The 19,629-nt window shown below is 73.1% G+C and carries 23 protein-coding genes; 12 read left to right on the top strand and 11 right to left on the bottom strand.

Annotated elements, in window-relative coordinates; translation table 11 throughout:
* Positions 1-166 precede the first annotated feature (166 nt).
* The 6 genes from FHX39_RS20650 to FHX39_RS22075 all read right to left on the bottom strand — a co-directional run bounded on the left by FHX39_RS20650 (position 167) and on the right by FHX39_RS22075 (position 4,221).
* The gene (locus FHX39_RS20650) at positions 167-766 is read right to left on the bottom strand and encodes an MFS transporter (protein ID WP_198423305.1); all 600 of its coding nucleotides are present in this window, start codon (positions 764-766) and stop codon (positions 167-169) included.
* 18 nt (positions 767-784) lie between these two features.
* Positions 785-1,567: an MFS transporter gene (locus FHX39_RS20645; RefSeq protein ID WP_198423304.1), complete on the bottom strand. Its 783-nt coding sequence runs from the start codon at positions 1,565-1,567 to the stop codon at positions 785-787.
* A 56-nt stretch (positions 1,568-1,623) separates the two neighbouring features.
* Positions 1,624-1,902, bottom strand: a complete 279-nt coding sequence (locus FHX39_RS08355) for a Rossmann-fold NAD(P)-binding domain-containing protein (protein WP_183341719.1) — start codon at positions 1,900-1,902, stop codon at positions 1,624-1,626.
* Positions 1,805-2,443, bottom strand: coding sequence for an SDR family oxidoreductase (locus FHX39_RS22410; protein ID WP_408631500.1), 639 nt, complete (start codon positions 2,441-2,443; stop codon positions 1,805-1,807). The genes FHX39_RS08355 and FHX39_RS22410 overlap by 98 nt, the downstream gene beginning before the upstream one ends.
* A 169-nt stretch (positions 2,444-2,612) precedes the next feature.
* On the bottom strand, positions 2,613-3,449 hold the full coding sequence (locus FHX39_RS08345) for an alpha/beta fold hydrolase (RefSeq protein WP_198423303.1): 837 nt from the start codon (positions 3,447-3,449) through the stop codon (positions 2,613-2,615).
* Positions 3,450-3,513: 64 nt separating this feature from the next.
* Positions 3,514-4,221, bottom strand: coding sequence for a matrixin family metalloprotease (locus FHX39_RS22075; protein WP_198423302.1), 708 nt, complete (start codon positions 4,219-4,221; stop codon positions 3,514-3,516).
* Positions 4,222-4,431: 210 nt separating this feature from the next.
* On the opposite strand from FHX39_RS22075, the gene FHX39_RS22070 reads away from it, so the two are divergent.
* A complete protein-coding gene (locus FHX39_RS22070) occupies positions 4,432-5,589 on the top strand; it encodes a glycosyltransferase family 9 protein (RefSeq protein WP_198423301.1) in 1,158 nt (385 codons plus the stop codon).
* A gap of 99 nt (positions 5,590-5,688) precedes the next feature.
* On the opposite strand, the gene FHX39_RS08335 is transcribed toward FHX39_RS22070, so the two are convergent.
* On the bottom strand, positions 5,689-6,975 hold the full coding sequence (locus tag FHX39_RS08335; RefSeq protein WP_332836738.1) for an MFS transporter: 1,287 nt from the start codon (positions 6,973-6,975) through the stop codon (positions 5,689-5,691).
* Positions 6,976-7,148: 173 nt separating this feature from the next.
* Between FHX39_RS08335 and FHX39_RS08330 the strand changes: the two genes are divergently transcribed.
* From FHX39_RS08330 to FHX39_RS08290, 9 genes are all read left to right on the top strand, one after another.
* A complete protein-coding gene (locus tag FHX39_RS08330; protein ID WP_183337621.1) occupies positions 7,149-7,349 on the top strand; it encodes a hypothetical protein in 201 nt (66 codons plus the stop codon).
* 86 nt (positions 7,350-7,435) lie between these two features.
* Entirely contained in the window at positions 7,436-8,428 is a 993-nt protein-coding gene (locus tag FHX39_RS08325) for a YihY/virulence factor BrkB family protein (RefSeq protein ID WP_332836737.1), read from the top strand.
* Between the two features lie 271 nt (positions 8,429-8,699).
* Positions 8,700-10,400, top strand: coding sequence for a nitrite/sulfite reductase (locus FHX39_RS08320; RefSeq protein WP_183337620.1), 1,701 nt, complete (start codon positions 8,700-8,702; stop codon positions 10,398-10,400).
* Positions 10,397-10,603 (top strand): hypothetical protein, encoded by a 207-nt coding sequence (locus tag FHX39_RS08315; RefSeq protein ID WP_183341717.1) that lies wholly within the window; start codon positions 10,397-10,399, stop codon positions 10,601-10,603. The genes FHX39_RS08320 and FHX39_RS08315 overlap by 4 nt, the downstream gene beginning before the upstream one ends.
* On the top strand, positions 10,600-11,289 hold the full coding sequence (locus FHX39_RS08310; RefSeq protein WP_183337619.1) for a phosphoadenylyl-sulfate reductase: 690 nt from the start codon (positions 10,600-10,602) through the stop codon (positions 11,287-11,289). Before FHX39_RS08315 ends, FHX39_RS08310 begins: the two co-directional genes overlap by 4 nt.
* On the top strand, positions 11,286-11,840 hold the full coding sequence (cysC, locus tag FHX39_RS08305) for an adenylyl-sulfate kinase (RefSeq protein ID WP_332836736.1): 555 nt from the start codon (positions 11,286-11,288) through the stop codon (positions 11,838-11,840). The genes FHX39_RS08310 and cysC overlap by 4 nt, the downstream gene beginning before the upstream one ends.
* A complete protein-coding gene (cysD, locus tag FHX39_RS08300; protein WP_183337618.1) occupies positions 11,837-12,781 on the top strand; it encodes a sulfate adenylyltransferase subunit CysD in 945 nt (314 codons plus the stop codon). Before cysC ends, cysD begins: the two co-directional genes overlap by 4 nt.
* Positions 12,781-14,178: a sulfate adenylyltransferase subunit 1 gene (locus tag FHX39_RS08295; protein WP_183337617.1), complete on the top strand. Its 1,398-nt coding sequence runs from the start codon at positions 12,781-12,783 to the stop codon at positions 14,176-14,178. The genes cysD and FHX39_RS08295 overlap by 1 nt, the downstream gene beginning before the upstream one ends.
* Positions 14,175-15,050 (top strand): sirohydrochlorin chelatase, encoded by an 876-nt coding sequence (locus tag FHX39_RS08290; protein WP_183337616.1) that lies wholly within the window; start codon positions 14,175-14,177, stop codon positions 15,048-15,050. Before FHX39_RS08295 ends, FHX39_RS08290 begins: the two co-directional genes overlap by 4 nt.
* A 351-nt stretch (positions 15,051-15,401) precedes the next feature.
* Here the strand turns inward: FHX39_RS08290 and FHX39_RS08285 are convergent, their stop codons facing one another.
* From FHX39_RS08285 to FHX39_RS08275, 3 genes are all read right to left on the bottom strand, one after another.
* Complete coding sequence (locus FHX39_RS08285; RefSeq protein WP_232530600.1) at positions 15,402-15,626, bottom strand: hypothetical protein; 225 nt, start codon at positions 15,624-15,626, stop codon at positions 15,402-15,404.
* A gap of 2 nt (positions 15,627-15,628) precedes the next feature.
* Positions 15,629-16,213 carry a hypothetical protein gene (locus tag FHX39_RS08280; RefSeq protein ID WP_183337615.1) on the bottom strand — a complete coding sequence of 195 codons (585 nt, stop codon included), beginning with the start codon at positions 16,211-16,213 and terminating at the stop codon, positions 15,629-15,631.
* An 83-nt stretch (positions 16,214-16,296) separates the two neighbouring features.
* Complete coding sequence (locus tag FHX39_RS08275) at positions 16,297-17,151, bottom strand: PPK2 family polyphosphate kinase (RefSeq protein ID WP_332836941.1); 855 nt, start codon at positions 17,149-17,151, stop codon at positions 16,297-16,299.
* 103 nt (positions 17,152-17,254) lie between these two features.
* Here FHX39_RS08275 and FHX39_RS08270 point away from each other — a divergent pair, with 103 nt between their 5' ends.
* Both FHX39_RS08270 and FHX39_RS08265 read left to right on the top strand, forming a co-directional pair.
* Positions 17,255-18,043 carry a dihydrofolate reductase family protein gene (locus FHX39_RS08270; RefSeq protein WP_332836735.1) on the top strand — a complete coding sequence of 263 codons (789 nt, stop codon included), beginning with the start codon at positions 17,255-17,257 and terminating at the stop codon, positions 18,041-18,043.
* Positions 18,044-18,101: 58 nt separating this feature from the next.
* Positions 18,102-18,848 carry a class I SAM-dependent DNA methyltransferase gene (locus tag FHX39_RS08265; protein WP_332836734.1) on the top strand — a complete coding sequence of 249 codons (747 nt, stop codon included), beginning with the start codon at positions 18,102-18,104 and terminating at the stop codon, positions 18,846-18,848.
* A gap of 25 nt (positions 18,849-18,873) precedes the next feature.
* Here FHX39_RS08265 and FHX39_RS08260 read toward each other — a convergent pair whose 3' ends face one another.
* A complete protein-coding gene (locus FHX39_RS08260) occupies positions 18,874-19,626 on the bottom strand; it encodes a sulfite exporter TauE/SafE family protein (protein WP_183337612.1) in 753 nt (250 codons plus the stop codon).
* Between the last annotated feature and the right edge of the window lie 3 nt (positions 19,627-19,629).

Here is a 19,629-nt window from a genome sequence, read left to right as displayed (position 1 = left end):
GTCCACCGTCGCCGCGAGTCCCCTGCCTTGTCCCTGTCTGCTCGGGTTCGTGTCGTCTGCGCGGGTTCGAACGCGCGCAGACGACACGAGATCGAGCAGACGTGGCCGTTGTCGGTCCCGGCGCGGTCTGGTGCTGGCAGAGCAGACGACCGAGGTCGCTCGTGCGTCAGGCCGTGGACGCCCGCCGGATCCGCAGGCTGAGCAGCGCGGTGGCGAGCAGGAGGGCCGCAGCGACCACGAAGCTGATGCGGAGCCCGGTGACGAAGGTCTCCGGGTGGGCGACGAAGGCACCGAAGACGGCGATCGCGACGGCCCCGCCGACCTGGCGGAACGTGTTGAACACGGCGCTCGCCGTCCCGGCGAGGTCCGCCTCGACCCCGTCGAGCACGACCCCGGTGACCGGCGGCATGGCGAGCGAGCCGCCCGCCCCGATCGGGATGGTGAGCAGCGCGACGAGCAGGGGTGAGCCGAGCTGGGCCGTCAGGACCAGCCCGAGCAGACCACCGACCATGAGCAGGAGCCCGCCGACGATCGGCAGCCGCGGGCCGAACCGGTTGGTGATCGGCCCGCTCGAGAGGTTGCCCACGACCGCGAACGCGGCGGACGGCAGGAAGGCGAGCCCGGCGCGCAGCGGGCTCAGCCCGAGGTGCTGCTGGAGGAACAGGCTGGAGACGAAGACGTTGCCGTAGTTCCCGACCATGAACGCGAACCCGACGGGCAGGGCGATGCGGAAGCCGCGGGCGTGGAAGAGGCTGAGCGGCATCATCGGGTGGTCGCTCCGGGCCTAGACCAGGACGAATCCGGCGAGGCCGAGCACCGCCACACCCAGGGCGACGACCACCTGCAGGTCGCCGAAGCCGCGGTGACCGCCGTCGATGAGCCCGTAGACCAGCGCCGCCAGCGCGACGACGGCGAGCACCTGGCCGGGCCCGTCGAAGCGCACCGTCCGGGTGGCCGAGGGCTCGACCCGGGTGAGCAGCGCCAGCATCGCGAGGCAGACCGGCACGTTGATCAGGAACACCCAGCGCCAGTCCGCGGTGGTGAGCAGTCCTCCGAGCGGCTGGCCCACGAGCCCCGCGACGGCACCGCCGACCGCCCAGACGCCCAGCGCCCGGGCCCGGGCGGGTCCGTCCGGGAACGCCGCCCGCACCAGCGCCATGGAGGCCGGCAGCATGACCGCCGCCCCCACGCCCTGCACGCAACGCGCGGCGATGAGCGCCTCGGCGCTCGGCGCCACCGCGCAGGCGACGGACGCGAGCCCGAAGACGACGACCCCCAGCGCGAACGCCCGCCGGGCCCCGATGCGGTCCGCGAGGTTGCCCGCTGAGAGCAGCAGGGCCGCGAACAGCAGGGTGTAGCCGTCGATGATCCACTGCTGGCCGGCGGTGCCCCCGCCGAGCTCGCTCTGAATCTTCGCGAGCGCGACGTTGACGATCGAGATGTCCAGGGTGATGAGGAAGAAGCCCGCCGAGGCGACGGCCAGCACCGTACGGGCGTGCGCGGAGGTACGGGCCGGGGTCGTCGTCCGGTCGGCAGCGGTCGAGCTCGCGATGAGAGGTTCCTTCACGTCGTCGGGGGCGCAGGGTCGCCCCCCAACGGGGACGACCCTGCCACGTCGGACGCTCAGGCGAAGTCGGCGACGTGGTCGTGGGCCCACAGCCTGAACGGGGTCGCCGGGCGGCCGAGGACCTGCTCGACGGTGCCCGTCGCCGGCGAGCTCCCGGCGGCCGCGTCGTCGAGGAACCGGAGCACCGCCTCGGCCTCGTGCTCCGGCACGAACCGGGCGAGCCGCGTACGGGCAGCCTCACGGTCGAGCTCGTCGACCGCGAGCTCCGCGCCGATCGCGTCGGCGACCGCCGCCACCTGCGCTCGCTGGCTCAGCCGCTCGGGACCGGTCAGCATGGCGCTGACGTCGTCGGCGCCGAGGAGCGCCGCGACCGCGACCGCAGCGACGTCGCGCTCGTGGACCGGCGCCGTGAGGGCGTCGGGCCGGTAGAGCTGGACCCGACGCTCCCCCCCGGACCGACCTCGCCCAGCCCAGCGCGTTCGACGCGAGGACGAGCGGTCGGACCGGTACGAGCTCGAGGTCCGGCGCCGACCCGAACGCGTCCTCGACCGCGCGGTGCTCCTCGGTGATGGCGTTCCCGGCCGACGAGGGGTGCACGACGCTGCCGGAGGACATGAGGACGATCCGTCGGACGCCGGCCGAGCGGGCCGCCTCGACGACGCCACTCACCCCGACCGGCGTGGCGTAGAGGAACACCTGCCGCATCCCGTCGAAGGCGGGCCTCAGGGAGGCGGGGTCGGTCAGGTCGGCGGTCATGACGTCGACGCCGCCGGAGCCCGATCCCGGCCCGGGGCGGCGGCTGGACGCACGGACGGGCAGGCCGCGTCGTACGAGGTCGTCGAGCACGAGGCGGCCGACGCTGCCACGCGCCCCCATGACGAGGGTGGGCTGGTCGAGGTGGAGGGTCATCGGAGCTCCTGGAGCGTAGAAGGACTACGCGCCACGGGCCCCGGGGGGCGACGAGGCGTTCCGACGCCGCACCTCGCTGAGGTGAGCGTAGACGTTCGTCCCGGCCGACGAGCGACTCCGTCAGCGCGAGCCCGGGTCAGCCGCCCAGGAACGTCGCCGTCCGGCTCCCCCAGGTCCGCAGCTCCGTGACCGTGGCGGCCGTCCCCAGCTCCGCACCGTCGATCAGCTCGACGAGGCGCTCCCCGGTCTCGACCGGGTGGCCCGGGTCGTCGTGCCAGCTGAGGACCAGCACGGGCAGCTGGAGCGTCCGCAGCCGGGCGTCGTCGGGCAGGTCGGACGCGGCGGCTCCCCGCAGCACCGACGGCAGCAGGGCGTCGGAGACGCGCAGGCGGGGCGGGTAGTCGGGCAGGTCGCGGAACAGACCCTGCTTGGGCTGGGCGGACATGGCGCGCTCGAACGCCTCCACGCCGTGCTGCTCGACCAGGTCGGCCCCCTGGAGGTACGCGCCGGCCTGGGCCGCACGGGTCGCCCACGCGGTCGGTGGGCAGGTCAGGACGAGCCGCTCGAACCGGTCGGGAGCGGCCAGGGCGGCGTGGACCAGCGTGGCCGAGCCCATCGAGGCGCCCACCGCCCGGACGGGCCGGTCGGGCGACAGCACGTCGAGCAGCGCGAGCAGGTCGTCGGCCAGGTCCGGCCAGCGGTAGTCCTCCGCCACGGCCCGCCCGGTCGAGCGGCCGTGGCCGCGGGCGTCGTAGCGGAGCAGGCGCTGCCCGCCCGCCACGAGCGGCGACCAGTCGAGCAGGCCGGCGAGCTCACCGGACCACCGGTCGTTGGCCATGCCGTGGGCGAAGACGGTCAGCGGGCCCTCGCCCTCGGACGTCCAGCCGAGCTCCACGCCCCGGACGTCGGTGGTGCCGTCGCGACGTCCGGCCACCCGGTGGGCCGCCGCGTCCCTGGTCTCGTCGTCCGCCATCGTCCTGCCCCTCGTCGTCCGGTCGACCTCACCGTACGGCGGGGCGACGACGACGCCGGGTCGCCTAGGTCGTGCAGCCGGCGGGCTTGCCCACCTTGCGCAGGCCGGCCTTGTCGCCGGCGCCGAGGCTCGAGTGGGCACCCAGCGTGGCGTACATCAGCTGGCTCTTGTCCTTGACGTGGTTCAGCCCGACCGCGTGCCCGAGCTCGTGCTGCAGGAGCTCGCCCCGGGTCCCGCCCTTGACGTCGGCGAAGCCGCCGGGCAGCTTGTTGGCGGCGGTGTCGACGATGACGTACCCGTTCACGATGTGCACGCCGGAGACGGCGCCGCCCTTGGCCGTGGTCACGTAGGTGACGTTCCAGCCGCCGGTCCCCAGGACCGACCCTCCGGGCAGCAGGTCGCTCCTGCCCGTGCCGGTGCCGCGCCGGGCCCAGGCGATCGTGATCCCGTCGGCCCGCGGACCGGAGCTGGTGGGGATGGTGGTCGTGGGGCCGTCGTAGACGAACGTCAGCCCGCTCACCTTCGCGATCCGGGCCACCGCGGCCTGGGTGTCGGCGAGCGCGCCGGCCGGGGCGTAGGTGGTGTTGACCGTGTAGTGGACGGACTCGCACGGGTTCCAGCGGACGACGGACCCGCCGACCTTCTGCAGGCTGTAGCTCTTGGCCGAGCCCCGGTCGACACTCGCGCCGGCGACGGGTGCGGTGGTGGCGGTCGAGACGCCCACCAGGGCGGCGAGGGCGAGCAGGGCGGCTGCGGCGCGGGCGCGGGGCACGGGAGAGGTCCTTCCGGACGGAGGCTCCCGGCCGTCGTGCCGGAAGACGTGTGGTGCGCGTCCCCGGGCGCGGCCCGGCAGCACGAGGCTCGATCCGGGCAGGAACGAAATTACCATCGGCGAGCTCGGGAGGGGCAGGTTCCGGGCACCCGGAGCCGAGTCGTCCCGTCTCCGCGGCTGGACCGGGCGTGCCGGGGTAAGCCTCGCTCCGTGCCCGAACCCACGCCCACCGAACCCACGCCCACAGGACCCGCCCTCGACCTGCCCGCCCGTCCGGCCGGGCCGATCCCCGGCGTACGCCGCATCGCGGTGCTGCGGGCCAACGGCATCGGCGACTACGTCGTGTCCGAGCCCGCGCTCAGCGCGCTGCGCGAGGCGTACCCGGACGCCGAGATCACGCTGCTCGGCGCGGCCCACCACGCGGCCCTGCTCGACGGGCGGCCGGGACCGGTCGACCGGGTCGTCCGGCTGCCGCTGGTCAGCGGCGTGCGGGTCAAGTCCGACGTGCCGGACGCCTCGCCCGAGGAGCTCGAGGCGTGGTGCGCGGAGCAGCGGGCGTACGGCTACGACCTCGCGGTGCAGCTGCACGGCGGGGGCGGCAACTCCAACCCGCTGCTCCTGCGGCTCGGTGCCCGCGTCAGCGTCGGGGCGGCCGCCCCCGGAGCGCCACGCACCGACCGCTGGGTCCCGTACACCGCCTACCAGCACGACACCGTGCGCTGGCTCGAGGTCGTGGCCGCCGCCGGGGCCCGCAGCACCCGGCTCGAGCCCGGGCTCGCCGTGACGGCGGCCGACCTCGACGCCTCGGAGGCCGCCGTCCCGCACGACGACCGTCCACTCGTCGTCGTGCACCCGGGCGCGACGGACGCGCGCCGCTGCTACCCCGAGGACCGGCTGGGTCGGGTCGCCCGGGCGCTGGCCGACGACGGCGCCCGCGTCGTCGTGGTGGGCGGGCCCGCGGACGCCGAGCGCGTCGCCCGGGTCGCCGAGGGCTACGGCGCCGAGATGGAGACCGTCGTCGGGGGCCTGACCCTCGGCGGCCTGGTCGGCACCCTGGCCCGGGCATCGCTGATGATCGGCAACGACTCCGGTCCCCGGCACCTCGCGGGCGCGGTCGGCACGCCGACCGTGGGCGTCTTCACGTACGCGAACCTCGCCGACGTCGCGCCCCTGACCCGGACGTGGCACCGCGTCCTCGTGTCGTGGCACGGCGGCTGCCAGGTCTGCGGCATGCGCGTCCTCGACGGCTGGTGCGGCCACCACGCGAGCGCCACCCACGACGTCCCCGAGGCCGACCTGCTCGCCGCGACGCAGGAGCTGTGGCAGCAGGTCGTCGGGAGCGGCCGTACGCGTCCCTACGCTCCCTGAGCTTGTCGAAGGGCCCGGAACGGGTTGGCTTCGACATGCGATGAGAACGCTGACCTCGTCGAGGCCCTTCGACAGGCTCAGGGAGCGTTCTCCCGCCTCTCAGCGCGTAGTCGCGTCCGCGAGGGCGGAGCTCTCCTTCGAGCCGAAGGTGACGCCCCGGTTCTCGGGGCCGAGAGCGGTCAGGACCGCCACCGCGACCAGGACCGGCACGATGGTCACCGCCAACGCGAACGGGTAGCCGTGGGTCGAGGCGAGGGCCTCCTGAATCGGCAGGTTGAACGCCGCGAGGCAGTTGCCGAGCTGGTAGGTCACGCCCGGGTAGAAGCCGCGGACCTCGTCGGGCGACAGCTCGGTGAGGTGGGCCGGGATCACGCCCCAGGCGCCCTGGACGAAGAGCTGCATCAGGAACGAGCCGAGCACGAGCATCCCGGCAGAGTGGGAGTAGGCGAAGATCGGCACGACCGGCAGCCCGAGGACGGCGCAGAAGACGATGACGCGGCGGCGACCGAAGCGTTCCGAACGTCCGCCGAACACGAGCCCGCCGATGATCGCGCCGACGTTGTAGAGGATCGCGATGATCAAGGCGGTGTCGGCGGAGAAGCCGGCCCCGCCGTTCTCGGTCGCCTTGAGGAACGTCGGGTAGACGTCCTGGGTGCCGTGGCTCATCCAGTTGAACGCGGTCATCAGCACGATGAGGAAGACGAACCGGCGGATGACGGTCGGGTTCTTGAACACCGACGCGGCCGAGACGCTGCTCGACACCTTGCGGTCGCGGGTGGCCTCCCAGACCTCGGACTCCTTGACCCGGCTCCGGATGATCAGGCTGATCAGCGCGGGCAGGATCGAGAACGCGAAGAGGTAGCGCCAGCCCAGTCCGAACGCCTGGTGCAGGACCAGGTAGACGGCCGCCGCGAGCAGGTAGCCCGTCGAGTAGCCCTGCTGCAGCACCCCGGAGAAGAAGCCGCGGCGCGCCGTGGGGATCTTCTCCATCGCCAGCGCCGCGCCGAGGCCCCACTCGCCGCCCATGCCGATCCCGTACAGCAGGCGCAGCACGATGAGCACGGTGAAGTTCGGGGCGAAGGCGCACGCGAAGCCGACCGCGCTGTAGAAGCAGACGTCGACGATCAGCGGGATGCGTCGGCCCACGCGGTCGGCCCACAGCCCGAAGATCAGCGCCCCGACGGGCCGCATCAGCAGCGTCACCGTGGTGATGAAGGCCATCCGCGGCAGCGAGACGCCGAACTCCTTCGCGATGTCGGCGTAGACCAGCACGACGATGAAGTAGTCGAAGGCGTCCATGGTCCAGCCCAGGAACGCGGCCAGGAACGCGCTTCTTTGATCCCGGGTGAGCGGCACCCGTCCGCCGGAGGTCGTGGTCGTGGTCACGCTGCTCCTTCCCGGCGCCGACCCGGTGGTCCGGGACCGCGGCACCTGTGCCCGACGTCTGCCGAAGGACGTCTTTCGACGTCGGACGCTACGCCCGGCTATGGATCTCGGGGTGCGGGGGTAACGGTCAGGAACGGGTAAGGCGTGGACAGCAGACACCACCAGGAGGACACGTGAGCGAACCCGAGCAGGACCCCCGCGCGATGGACGACGAGGAGCTGGCCCAGGTGCCCGACCCGCCGCAGCCGGCCGACACCGACGTCGGTCAGGGCGTGGTCGTCGAGGACGACTACGCCGAGGGCTCGACGAACGACCCCGACGGAGCCCACCGACCGGCACCGGCCGGGGAGGACTACGCCGGCAGCGGCTTCTGAGGGTCGCCGTCCGCGGTCGCGGGAATCACCCGCGACGCGGGCCGCGTGCCACAGGTCGGCAGGCCCCGCCCCACTAGCCTGGAGCGGTGAGCGAGAGCCGGAGGTCGTCGACCCGCTCCGTGCCGCTCAAGACGCGGTGGCGACGGTCGAGAGCGGTCGCCGCGCTGGGTGCGGGCGGCCGCCGGTTCGGGGCGACCCGCGGCGCGCAGGCCGCCAAGGAGACGCTCCTCGCCTGCCTGCGCTACCGGGTCACCGGTCTGGCCGCCGAGGCCGCGTTCTTCACCGTGCTGTCGTTGCCGCCGCTGATCTTCGGGCTCGCCGGGGCGATCGGCTTCGTGGCCGGCGCGTTCGACGTCGTGGCCGTGGCGAACGTCCAGGCGCAGGTGCTCGCGCTCGCCCGTCGGGTCCTGACCGAGGACATCGTCAACTCGATCCTCGCCCCCACGCTGGAGAACGTGCTGGCCCAGGGCAGCGCCGCCGTAGTCTCCGTCGGGTTCCTGGTCGCGCTGTGGTCGGGCTCGCGCGCGGTCAACGTCTTCGTCGACACGATCACGATCATGTACGGGCTGGCCGGTCGTCGCGGCTTCGTGCAGCAGCGGCTGCTCTCGTTCGTCTTCTATCTCGTCCTGGTGATCATCGGCGTCGTGCTCGTGCCGCTCGTCCTGGCGGGCCCCGGCTTCGTGCAGCGGGTGCTGCCCGAGCGGCTCGAGTTCCTCGGCGGCCTCTACTGGCCGGTGGTCCTCCTCGGCGCCGGCGTCTTTCTGGCCGGCGTGTACGACCGGTCGCTGCCGCTGAAGAGCCGCCTGCGCAGCGGGCTTCCCGGTGCAGCGCTCGCCCTCCTGATCTGGGTCATCGGCAGCGTGCTGCTGCGCCTCACGCTGAGCGCCTCGACCGGGTCGTCGACCATCTACGGGCCTCTCGCGGCACCGATCGCCGTCCTCATCTGGCTGTACGTGATGTCGCTCGCCGTCCTCGTCGGGGCGGCCTTCAACGCCGCCGCCGACAAGCTCTGGCCGGGCCTCACCGGGATCGACCCGGCCGAGGAAGTCCGCGATGCGGACACGCGTCCCATCCAGTGAGATTTGGATTTGATCAGCGGCGCGCGCCGACGGATTGTGTGAGGGTGCGCGCCGCAGGAGGGGTCGATCGCTGCCGAGAGCTCTCGGCGGCGCGTTGCGCCGACCCCGCCGCTCGTCCCCGGCAGCTGACCACGCGCCGCGTGGTCGACCTCGCCCGGACCGCGTCGATGATGTGTCGGGTCTGGATGCCCGGGCACTGACGCCCGGAACGACCCCCGACCCGCCCCCGACGACCGCTCCGCGCGCCCCGGGCTGCCCCGCGAAGGAACCCATGAACGCCCTGCCCCCCAGCACGCCCGACGCACGAGCAGCCCGTCCCGCCCGCACCCGCAAGCCCCGCGGCGAGGGCCAGTGGGCCCTCGGCTACCGCGAGCCGCTCAACCCGAACGAGCAGTCCAAGAAGGACGACAACCCGCTCAACGTGCGGGCGCGCATCGAGAACATCTACGCCAAGGGCGGCTTCGCCTCGATCGACCCGGGCGACCTCCGCGGCCGGTTCCGCTGGTACGGCCTCTACACCCAGCGCAAGCCGGGCATCGACGGCGGCCGGACCGCGACGATGGAGCCCCACGAGCTCGACGACGAGTACTTCATGCTCCGGATCCGCATCGACGGCGGTGCCCTCACGAGTGAGCAGCTGCGGGTCATCGGCCAGATCTCGGTCGACTTCGCCCGCGGTACCGCCGACATCACGGACCGACAGAACGTGCAGCTGCACTGGATCCGGGTCGAGGACGTGCCGGAGATCTGGCGCCGCCTCGAGGCGGTCGGGCTCGACACCACCGAGGCCTGCGGCGACTGCCCCCGCGTGGTCCTCGGCTCCCCCGTCGCCGGGATCGCGGTCGACGAGATCATCGACCCCACGCCGGCCATCCGCGAGATCCGCGACCGCTTCGTCGGTAACCCGGAGTACTCCAACCTCCCGCGCAAGTTCAAGACCGCAATCACCGGCCACCCGCTGCAGGACGTGGTCCCCGAGATCAACGACATCGCCTTCGTCGGGGTCGAGCACCCCGAGCACGGACCCGGCTTCGACCTCTGGGTCGGCGGCGGGCTCTCGACCAACCCGATGTTCGCCCAGCGTCTCGGCGCCTGGGTGCCGCTCGACGAGGTCGCCGACGTCTGGGCCGGCGTGTGCGCCGTGTTCCGGGACTACGGCTACCGCCGGCTGCGGACGCGGGCCCGCATCAAGTTCCTGGTGGCCGACTGGGGCCCCGAGAAGTTCCGTGAGGTGCTGGAGAACGAGTACCTCCACCGCAGCCTCGTCGACGGCCCGGCGCCCGAGACGCCGGAACGTCCCGGCGACCACATCGGGGTCAACGACCAGAAGGACGGACGCAAGTTCGTCGGCCTGGCCGCCAAGGCCGGACGGGTGAGCGGAGCGACCCTCCTCGCGCTCGCCGAGCTCGCCGAGGCGCACGGCTCGCACCGGCTGCGGACCACGCCGATGCAGAAGATCCTCGTCCTCGACGTGGCGCCCGACCAGGTCGACTCGCTGGTCGCCGGGGCCGAGGCGCTGGACCTGTCCGCGCGTCCCGACGCCTGGCGCCGTTCGGTGATGGCCTGCACCGGCATCGAGTTCTGCAAGCTCGCGATCGTCGAGACCAAGGCGCAGGCCGCCCGCGTCGTCGACGAGCTGGAGAGCCGGCTCGGCGCGATGGACTCCCCCATCACCGTGCACATCAACGGCTGCCCCAACTCCTGCGCTCGCATCCAGACCGCCGACATCGGGCTCAAGGGCCAGCTGGTCCAGGGGCCGGCCGGCGACCAGGTCGAGGGCTTCCAGGTCCACCTGGGCGGCGGGCTCGGCCTCGACGCCGGCTTCGGGCGCAAGCTGCGCGGTCACAAGGTCACGGCCGAGGAGCTGCCCGACTACGTCGAGCGCCTGGCCAAGTCCTTCACCGCCGAGCGCACCGAGGGCGAGCGGTTCGCGCAGTGGGTCGCGAGGGCCGACGAGAGCGTCCTCGTATGAGCGCGGCCGCCGACGAAGGCAGCCCGACCGGCCACGCACCGCGGACCGAGCGGCAGTCGATCGGCTACTGCCCGTACTGCTCGGAGGAGAACCTCTTCCCCCTCGAGGGCGGCGGCTGGGAATGCCGTTCCTGCCTGCGTGCGTTCTCGGTCGTGTTCCGGGGTCTCGTCTCCCCGAGCCGTACGCGGGAGGTGTCGTCATGAGCACGCTGCTCGACCTGTCCGAGCTGGCCGTCCAGGCCAGCCACGAGCTGGAGGGCGCGACCGCGCTCGAGATCATGGGCTGGGCCCACGCCGAGTTCGGCGGCGGTCTCGTCGTCACGTCCTCGCTGGCCGACACCGTCATGATCAGCCTGGCCGAGCGCGTCGCGCCGGGCATCGACGTGATCTTCCTCGACACCGGCTACCACTTCGTCGAGACCATCGGCACGCGCGAGGCCGTCAAGCTCGTGCACGACGTCAACCTGATCAACGTCCTGCCCGAGCTGACGGTCGCCGAGCAGGACGCGGCGTACGGCAAGGACCTCTTCCGCACCGCCCCCGACCAGTGCTGCGCGATGCGCAAGGTCGCGCCGCTCGGCAAGGCTCTCGCGCCGTACACGGCCTGGGCCTCCGGCGTGCGTCGCGCCGACTCCGCCGCCCGCGCGAGCACCCCGGTGGTCGCCTGGGACCCGAAGCGCCGCCTGGTGAAGGTCTCCCCCATCGCCGCCTGGACCGACGAGGACGTGGCCGCCTACATCGAGGAGAACTCGCTGATGGTGAACCCGCTGCTCGAGGACGGCTACCCGTCCATCGGCTGCGAGCCCTGCACCGTCCGCGCCACCGGCCCCGACGCCCGCGCCGGTCGCTGGGCCGGGCTCGGCAAGACCGAGTGCGGTATCCACCTGTGAGGGGCGGGACGCTCTGGTTCACGGGGTTGCCGTCCGCCGGCAAGTCGACCGTGGCGCACGCGCTCGCCGACCGGCTGCGGGCCGAAGGGGTGGACGTCGAGGTCCTCGACGGCGACGAGGTGCGTCCGCACCTGTCCGCCGGGCTGGGCTTCACCCGCGCCGACCGCGACGTCAACGTCCGCCGCATCGGCTGGGTCGCCCGCCTGCTCGCGTCCCACGGCACCGTCGTGCTCGTGCCCGTCATCGCCCCGTACGCCGAGGCGCGCCGCAGCGTGCGCGACGACCACGACGCCCACGGCGTCCCCTTCGCCGAGGTCTTCGTCTCGACCAGCCTCGAGGTGGCCGAGCAGCGTGACGTCAAGGGCCTGTACGCCAAGGCGCGGCGCGGCGAGATCACCGGCATGACCGGCGTCGACGACCCGTACGAGCAGCCGGCCACGGCCGAGCTGGAGCTCGACACCGCCGCCCTCGACCTCGACACCGCCGCCGCGAGGGCGCGCGCGCTGCTGTCGACGATCCTCGACCGTCCCGTGGAGAGGACCTCCCGATGAGCACGACCCCCACCGCCGGCACCGCGCCGACGACCGCCCGCGCGCTGCGCCCGCTCAGCGAGCTGCAGGCGCTCGAGTCGGAGTCGATCCACATCTTCCGCGAGGTGGCGGCCACGTTCGCCAAGCCGGTGATGCTGTTCTCCGGCGGCAAGGACTCGGTCGTCATGCTGCACCTCGCGGCGAAGGCGTTCTGGCCGGCGCCCGTACCGTTCGAGCTGCTGCACGTCGACACCGGCCACAACTTCCCCGAGGTCCTCACCTACCGCGACGAGGCCAGCGAGTTCTACGGCGCGCGCCTCAAGGTCGCCTCGGTCCAGGACTACATCGACGACGGACGGCTGCGCGAGCGGCCCGACGGCCAGCGCAACCCGCTGCAGACCGTGCCGCTGCTCGACGCCATCACCAGCGGCAAGCACGACGCCGTCTTCGGCGGCGGGCGGCGCGACGAGGAACGGGCCCGGGCCAAGGAGCGGATCTTCAGCCTGCGCGACGAGTTCGGCCAGTGGGACCCGCGCAACCAGCGCCCCGAGCTCTGGTCGCTCTACAACGGGCGGCACCTGCCCGGCGAGCACGTCCGGGTCTTCCCGCTGTCCAACTGGACCGAGCTCGACATCTGGGACTACATCGAGGCCGAGAAGATCGCGCTGCCCTCGATCTACTACGCCCACGAGCGCGAGGTCGCCCTGCGCGACGGCATGTGGATGGCGATCACGCCCGTCACCCCGGTCCGCGACGGCGAGCCCACGACCCGACGCAGCGTCCGCTACCGGACCGTCGGCGACATGTCCTGCACCGCCGCGGTGCTGTCCGAGGCCACCACCGTGGCCGACGTCATCACCGAGGTCGGGCTGAGCTCGCTGACCGAGCGCGGCGCCACCCGCGCCGACGACCGGCTGAGCGAGGCCGCCATGGAAGACCGCAAGCGGGAAGGCTATTTCTGATGAGCCCCACACTCCAGGCGGAGCGCGAGGCTTCGCTGCAGGGGCGTCGTACGCTCCTCCGGCTCGCCACGGCGGGTTCCGTGGACGACGGCAAGTCGACCCTCGTCGGCCGGCTGCTCTTCGACACCAACTCCGTGCTGTCCGACACCCTCGACTCGATCGAGACGGCCAGCCGGCGCAAGGGCCTCGACCGGGCCGACCTCGCGCTGCTCACCGACGGCCTGCGGGCCGAGCGGGAGCAGGGCATCACGATCGACGTCGCCTACCGCTACTTCGCGACCGCGGGCCGCAAGTTCGTGCTGGCCGACTGCCCCGGGCACGTCCAGTACACGCGGAACACGGTGACGGGCGCGTCCACGGCCCACGTGATCATCCTGCTCGTCGACGCGCGCAAGGGCGTGATGGAGCAGACGCGGCGCCACCTCGCCGTCGCCGCGCTGCTGCGCGTGCCGCACGTCGTCCTCGCGGTGAACAAGATCGACCTCGTCGACTTCTCCGAGACGGTCTTCGACGAGATCGCCACGGACTTCGCGCTGCTGGCCCGCACCCTCGGGGTCCGCGACAGCCACGCGATCCCCGTCTCGGCGCTCGAGGGCGACAACGTCGTGACCCGCTCGTCGCGCATGCCCTGGTACGAGGGCCCGACCGTGCTCGGCTACCTCGAGAGCGTGGACGACACGTCGCTCGAGGTCGGCGAGGACTTCCGCTTCCCCGTCCAGAGCGTGGTCCGGCCCCAGTCCGCCGTCCAGGCCCCCTGGGCCGCGAGCGCACCGGTCGTGGACGGGGACTACCGCGGCTACGCGGGCCTCGTCGCCGCCGGCCGGGTCAGCGTCGGCGAGGAGGTCGTCGTGCTGCCCGTCGGCTCGCACGCGACGATCGCCGGGATCGACACCCCGGACGGGCCGCTCGACGTCGCGGTCGCGGGCCAGTCGGTCGTGCTGCGGCTCGACCGGGACCTCGACATCTCCCGCGGCGCCATCCTGACCTCGACCGACGCCCCGCCCGCCCCGACCCGTGACCTCACGGGCACGGTCAGCTGGCTCACCGACCGGACCCTGGCCGTGGGCCAGCGGGTCCTGGTGCAGCACGGGACGTCGCTCACCAAAGCCGTCGTGAAGCAGATCGACGGGGTGCTCGACCTCGACTTCGACGCGAGGTCGGCACCCACGTGGCGGGGCACCGACGCCCTGACGCTCAACGACATCGGGCGCGTCCGGCTCACGCTGGCCGCCCCCCTGCCGGTGGATCCCTACAAGGAGCACCGCGGGACCGGCTCGTTCATCCTCGTCGACGAGGCGGACGGCTGGACGCTCGCGGCCGGCATGGCCGGACCCACGAGCCTGCGCACCCTGGACGTCGACCCGCACGACACGACAGCAGAACCGGTGACCTCATGACCGCTCCCACCCTCGTGCTCCTCGGACCGGGCAGCCACGACCCCCGCACGCCCGAGATCAGCCGCCAGATCAGCAAGGGCCTGCGGGCCCTCCGGCCCTCGCTCGACGTGCACGCCGCCTACCTGGACGTGTCGGGCCCGACGGCCCACGACGTCGTCGCCCGCCTAGCGGCCCGCGGCGTCGAGGAGATCGTGCTCGTCCCGCTGCTGCTCTCCGATGCGTTCGGCGCCAAGGAGGAGGTGCCCGTCCTGGTCACGGAGCTGAACGCGGCCCACGACGGCCTGCGGGTCGGCGCCTCGCGGCCGATCGGTCCTGAGGCCCAGCTGCTCTCGATCGTCGACCGGCGCCTGCGGGACGCCCTGCGCGCCCGGCACGTGGCCGAGCTCGACGGCCTCGTCTTCGCGGCCGCCGGCAGCGTCGACGTCCGCAGCAACGCGATCATCGCCCGCCGCGCGCGCCAGTGGTCGACCCACCACCGGCTGCCGTGCGTCACCGCGTACGCCACCGGCTCCGGCCCGAGCACGGCCGAGGCCGTCCGGACGCTCCGGGCCCAGGGCCGCCGCCACGTCGCGGTCGGCAGCTGGTACCTCTCGCCCGGCGTGCTGTGGACGGCCGAGGCCGAGGCCGCGCTCGAGGCGGGCGCGTCGGCCGTCTCCGCGCCGATGGGGGGCGAGCCCGAGATCGTCGAGGCCGCGCTGACCCGCTACGTCGTCGCCGCCATGGAGCTCGTCGACGTCGACACGCCCGTCCCCTACGAGGGCGGGCTCGACTTCAGCGACGACGCGTACGAGCCCGCCGGCTACGACGACGGCTTCGAGGCCGAGGAGCTCGAGGAGCTGCCCGAGCGGCACCTCTCGATCGTCAGCGCCTGACCCTCGCTCACCCCCACCCGGGCTCCCGCAGCGGAGAACGCTGACTCCCGTCACCCGAGCTTGAAGGGGGATGACGGCGGTCAGCGTTTTCTGTTTGTGGTGGTGCTCGTGACTCCCGGTCGCCTGCGTCTTCAGACCATGGGCGGCATCGGCGAACCGTACGGGCCTTCCGTACGTCGCCCGCCCGCACTGGTCTGAAGACGCGAACCGAGGTGGCCCACCCGGGCCCAGGCGACAAAAAACGCTGACTCCCGCCACCTGATCTTGATCAGGTTCTGCCGGGAGTCAGCGTTTCTTGGTCGAACGGTGGTGCTGGTGCTGGTGTTGCGTCAGCGCTGGTGGTGCGAGGTCCTAGGACTGCGCCCCGGCGGCGGGGCCGTCGAGCTCGGCCTCCGGGTCGGAGGCCTCGCCCAGGACGTCGTCGAGAGCCTCGCGGACCGCCTGGCGCGTGGCCAGCCGGACCGAGGCCGCCTGCTGCAGCTCGGCGGTGTCGGCGTCGGCCAGCCGACGACGCTCCGTGCGCTCGGCCTCGAGGGCCTGATCGCGGGCGTAGGTGATCCGCTCGAAGATCTCCACGGTCAGAGGACCTTGCGGATGGCCTGCTTCACGCCGTGGAGCGCCTCGTCGGCCCCCAGGTCGAGGAGCCCGGACACGCCACGCTGCTGCTCGCCCTCGACCGCGCCGAGCACGATCAGGGTGCTGGTCAGCGCGGGGATGGCCCACTGGCAGACCTTGAGCTGCTGCTGCGCGCTGGCCAGCTCGCGGCTGCTCGACGCGCTCGGCTCGGTCGCGCCGGCGGCGCCCTCGTCCGCGTGCTTGGCGATCTTGGTGCCGAGGTAGCCCGAGTAGCCGGTGACGCCCGCGGCGACACCGGTCAGGACGAGCTTGACCGCGGTGGCCGACCCGGCGCCGGGCTGCTTGCCGAGGCGCTTGCGGTTGGAGACCATGAGGCCGATGCCACCGACGGCGTGCACGCCGACGGCGAGGATCTGCACGGGGGCCCACTTGGCCCAGCCGATGCTCGAGAGCCGCAGCCGCTCGGACGGGTCCTTCGCCGCACCGGCCGCACCGTTGACGCCGACGGCACCCATGAGGGATCCGCCGAACCAGGCGGCCATGCCGAGGTCGTGCAGGGAACGGATGAAGGTGTCGCGCTCAGCCATACGGAAGTGCTCCTTGTGTGTCGTGTGTGGTGCTCTCTAGTTCCCTACCCAGCCGAGCCGGGGCTAACCCTCGACACGCCCGCTCAGGACGCGGCGACCCGGGCCTGCTCGGTCGAGACGTCGAAGTCCGCCGCCGGCCAGGCGAGGTCCAGCCCACGCAGGTGCTCGACGAGCAGCTGGGCGACGGCCCAGTTCCGGTACCACTTGCGGTCGGCCGGCACGACGAACCAGGGCGCGTGCTGCGTGCTGCACTGCTCGAGCGCGGCCTCGTACGCCTCCGTGTACGCGGGCCAGTGCTGCCGCTCCTCGACGTCGCCGGGGTTGTACTTCCAGTACTTCGTGGGGTCGTCGAGCCGCTCGAGGAGACGTTCCTTCTGCTTGTCGTGGGAGACGTGCAGGAAGCACTTGACGACGGTCGTGCCGCCGGCGACGAGCGCCTCCTCCCACGCGTTGATCTCGGCGTAGCGGGCGCTCCACACCGCCTCGGGCACCAGGTCGTGCACCCGGACGATCAGCACGTCCTCGTAGTGCGAGCGGTCGAAGATGCCGACCATCCCCGGCGCCGGCAGCGCGCGCTCGATGCGCCAGAGGAAGGGGTGCGCCAGCTCGGTCTTCGTCGGTGACTTGAACGAGGTGATGTCGACGCCCTGCGGGTCGACCATGCCGATCGCGTGCTTGATCACGCCGCCCTTGCCGGAGGTGTCCATCCCCTGCAGGACGAGCAGCACGCGCGGCGCCGTCTCCGGCGTCGCCCGACCGTTGGCGAAGAGCCGCTCCTGGAGGTCCTCGAGCTCGGGCACGAGGGCGGCACCGACGGTGCCGACGTCGTCCTTCCCCCGGCCCGGGAAGCCGACGGTGGAGTCCGTGGCGATCGTCGAGAGGTCGACCGGGCCCGCCGGCAGGCGGAGGAGCTCCGCCAGCGGTCGCTGCTCGGCCACGGGGTCGGACCTGTCGTTGTGCTTCGCCACGTCGTGATCATGCCGCGTGGACGCGGGACCGCAGGGGCCGGGGTGGCGCCGGGGACCGTGCCAGGATGCGGGCGTGCACCTCCTCTTCGACCGCCGCGGCACCCCGGCCGGCGAGCTGACCCCGGCCGAGCTGGTCGAGCTGCTGCGCTTTCCCGTGCCCCCCTCGGACGCCTGGCTGCGGACGAACTTCGTCGCCACCGTCGACGGCTCGATCACCGGGGCGGACGCGGCGTCGGGCAGCATCAGCCCGGAGAGCGACCAGCACCACTTCGCCCTGCACCGGGCGCTCTGCGACGCCGTCGTCGTCGCCGGCGGGACGGCGCGGTCCGAGGGCTACCGGGCGGTCGACCTGGCCGACTGGCAGCGCGACGTCCGCGCCGCCGAGGGGCTGGCGCCCTACCCGACCCTGGTCGTCGTCACGGCCAGCGCCGACCTCGACCCGCAGATCGCCACGCCGGCCCACGGGACGGGCGGACCGGTGGTCGTCGCGACCACGACCTCGGCCCCCGCCGCCCGGCTCGACCCGCTCCGCGCAGCCGGGATCGAGGTCCTCCAGCTGGGGGCCGACGCGGTCGACCTGCGCGCCGTGCTCGACGACCTCGCCGGCCGGGGCCAGCCCCGCCTGCTCTGCGAGGGCGGCCCGGCGCTGCACCGCGACCTGCTCGCCCTCGGGCTGGTCGACGAGCTGCTCCTCACGCACGCCCCGCAGGTCGTCGGCGGACCAGGCTCGCGGACCACGCACGGGGACGGCCTCGAGGAGCCGGTCGACCTCGCGCTCGCGTACGTCCTCCACGCCGACGACGACGCCCTCTTCACGAGCTACCGCACCCTCCCCGAGAAGCCGGTCGGCCGCCTCGAGTGAGGTGACCCGCCCGTAAAACCCCGTGCCACGCGGGCCGGACGCTGGCAGGGTGCGGGGCGTGGAGCACGCGGACGTCTGGGACGAACGGACGGCGCAGGCGTACGACGCCGAGCTCGGGGCCATGGGCTCGGCCGCGGTGCTCGGGCCGACGCTGGACCGGCTCGTCGAGCTGGCCGAGGGCGGCGCTGCGCTGGAGCTGGCGATCGGCACGGGCCGGGTCGGGGTCCCGCTGGCCGCTCGCGGGATCCGGGTCAGCGGCATCGAGCTGTCGGAGCCGATGCTCGCCCGGTTGCGGACCAAGGCCGACGCGGAGCACGTCCCCGTGGTCGTGGGCGACATGGCGCACGCGCGGGTGCCGGGCGAGTTCGCGCTGGTCTACCTCGTCTTCAACACCATCTCCAACCTGCTCGAGCAGTCCGAGCAGGTCGCCTGCTTCCGGAACGCGGCCGCCCACCTCGCTCCGGGAGGGCGCTTCGTCGTCGAGCTGTGGGTGCCGGACCTGCAGCGGCTGCCGCCGGACCGGACGGCCGCGATCTTCAGCGTCGAGCCCGGACGCATCGGCCTCGACACCTACGACGTCCTGCTCCAGCACGTGGTGTCGCACCACTTCCGCTTCGGCGAGGGCACCGAGGCGGAGCTGTTCCGCAGCCGGCACCGCTACGTCTGGCCCGCCGAGCTCGACCTGATGGCGCAGCTGGCCGGCTTCGCGCTCGAGCACCGCTGGGCGGACTGGGACGGCTCCCCCTTCACCGCGACCTCCGGCTCGCACGTGTCCGTCTACCGCCTGCCCGTCGACGGCACCTGAGCACGGACACTCGGCCGGGACCCGCTCAGGCCCGGAGGAACAGGTACGCCGCGAGCGCCACACCGCAGCACCCGATGAGCACGCGCAGGAGCGCCTCCGGCAGCCGGCGGGCCACGGACGGACCGACCAGTCCCCCGGCGACGGCGCCCGCGGCGAGCGGGAGCGCGGCCCGCCAGACCACGGTGCCGACCGCGGCGAAGACGACGGCGGGCAGGACGTCGGCGGCCAGCAGGATCACGTTCTTGAGCCCGTTCGCGCGGTGCACGACCGACTCCGTCGTCAGCAGCAGGAGCGTGATCATCAAGATGCCGGACCCGGCGCCGAAGTAGCCGTTGTAGAGCGCGACGGCCGCACCCGCGGCGCCGACTACCACCGGGTGGAGCCCGCGGTCGCGCTTGCGCTGCCAGGCGGAGATCCGCGGCTGCAGGAGCAGCAGCACCGCCCCGGTCAGCACCAGGAACGGCACCAGCCGGTCGAAGAGGCCGGCCGGGGTGACGACCAGGAGCAGCGCACCCGCCAGCGAGAGCAGGACGGTCAAGGGGATCCAGCGCCGATGGGTGCGCGTGCGGCCCGTGACGTCGGGACCGGCTCGCAGCGCCGAGCTGGCCCCGCTGCCCAGCAGGGCGACGGAGCTGGTGACGTTGGCGGCGAGCGGCGGGATCCCCACCGCGAGCAGCGCCGGGTAGGCGACGAGCGACGTGATGCCGCCGGCCGTGCCGATCACCCCCGCGACGACCCCCGCCCCGGCCAGGAACGCCCCGGCCAGGATCTGGTGCACGGC

Source organism: Microlunatus antarcticus, from assembly GCF_014193425.1.
GTDB classification, from domain to species: Bacteria; Actinomycetota; Actinomycetes; order Propionibacteriales; family Propionibacteriaceae; genus Microlunatus; species Microlunatus antarcticus.
This window is presented reverse-complemented; position numbering and strand designations above follow the sequence as displayed.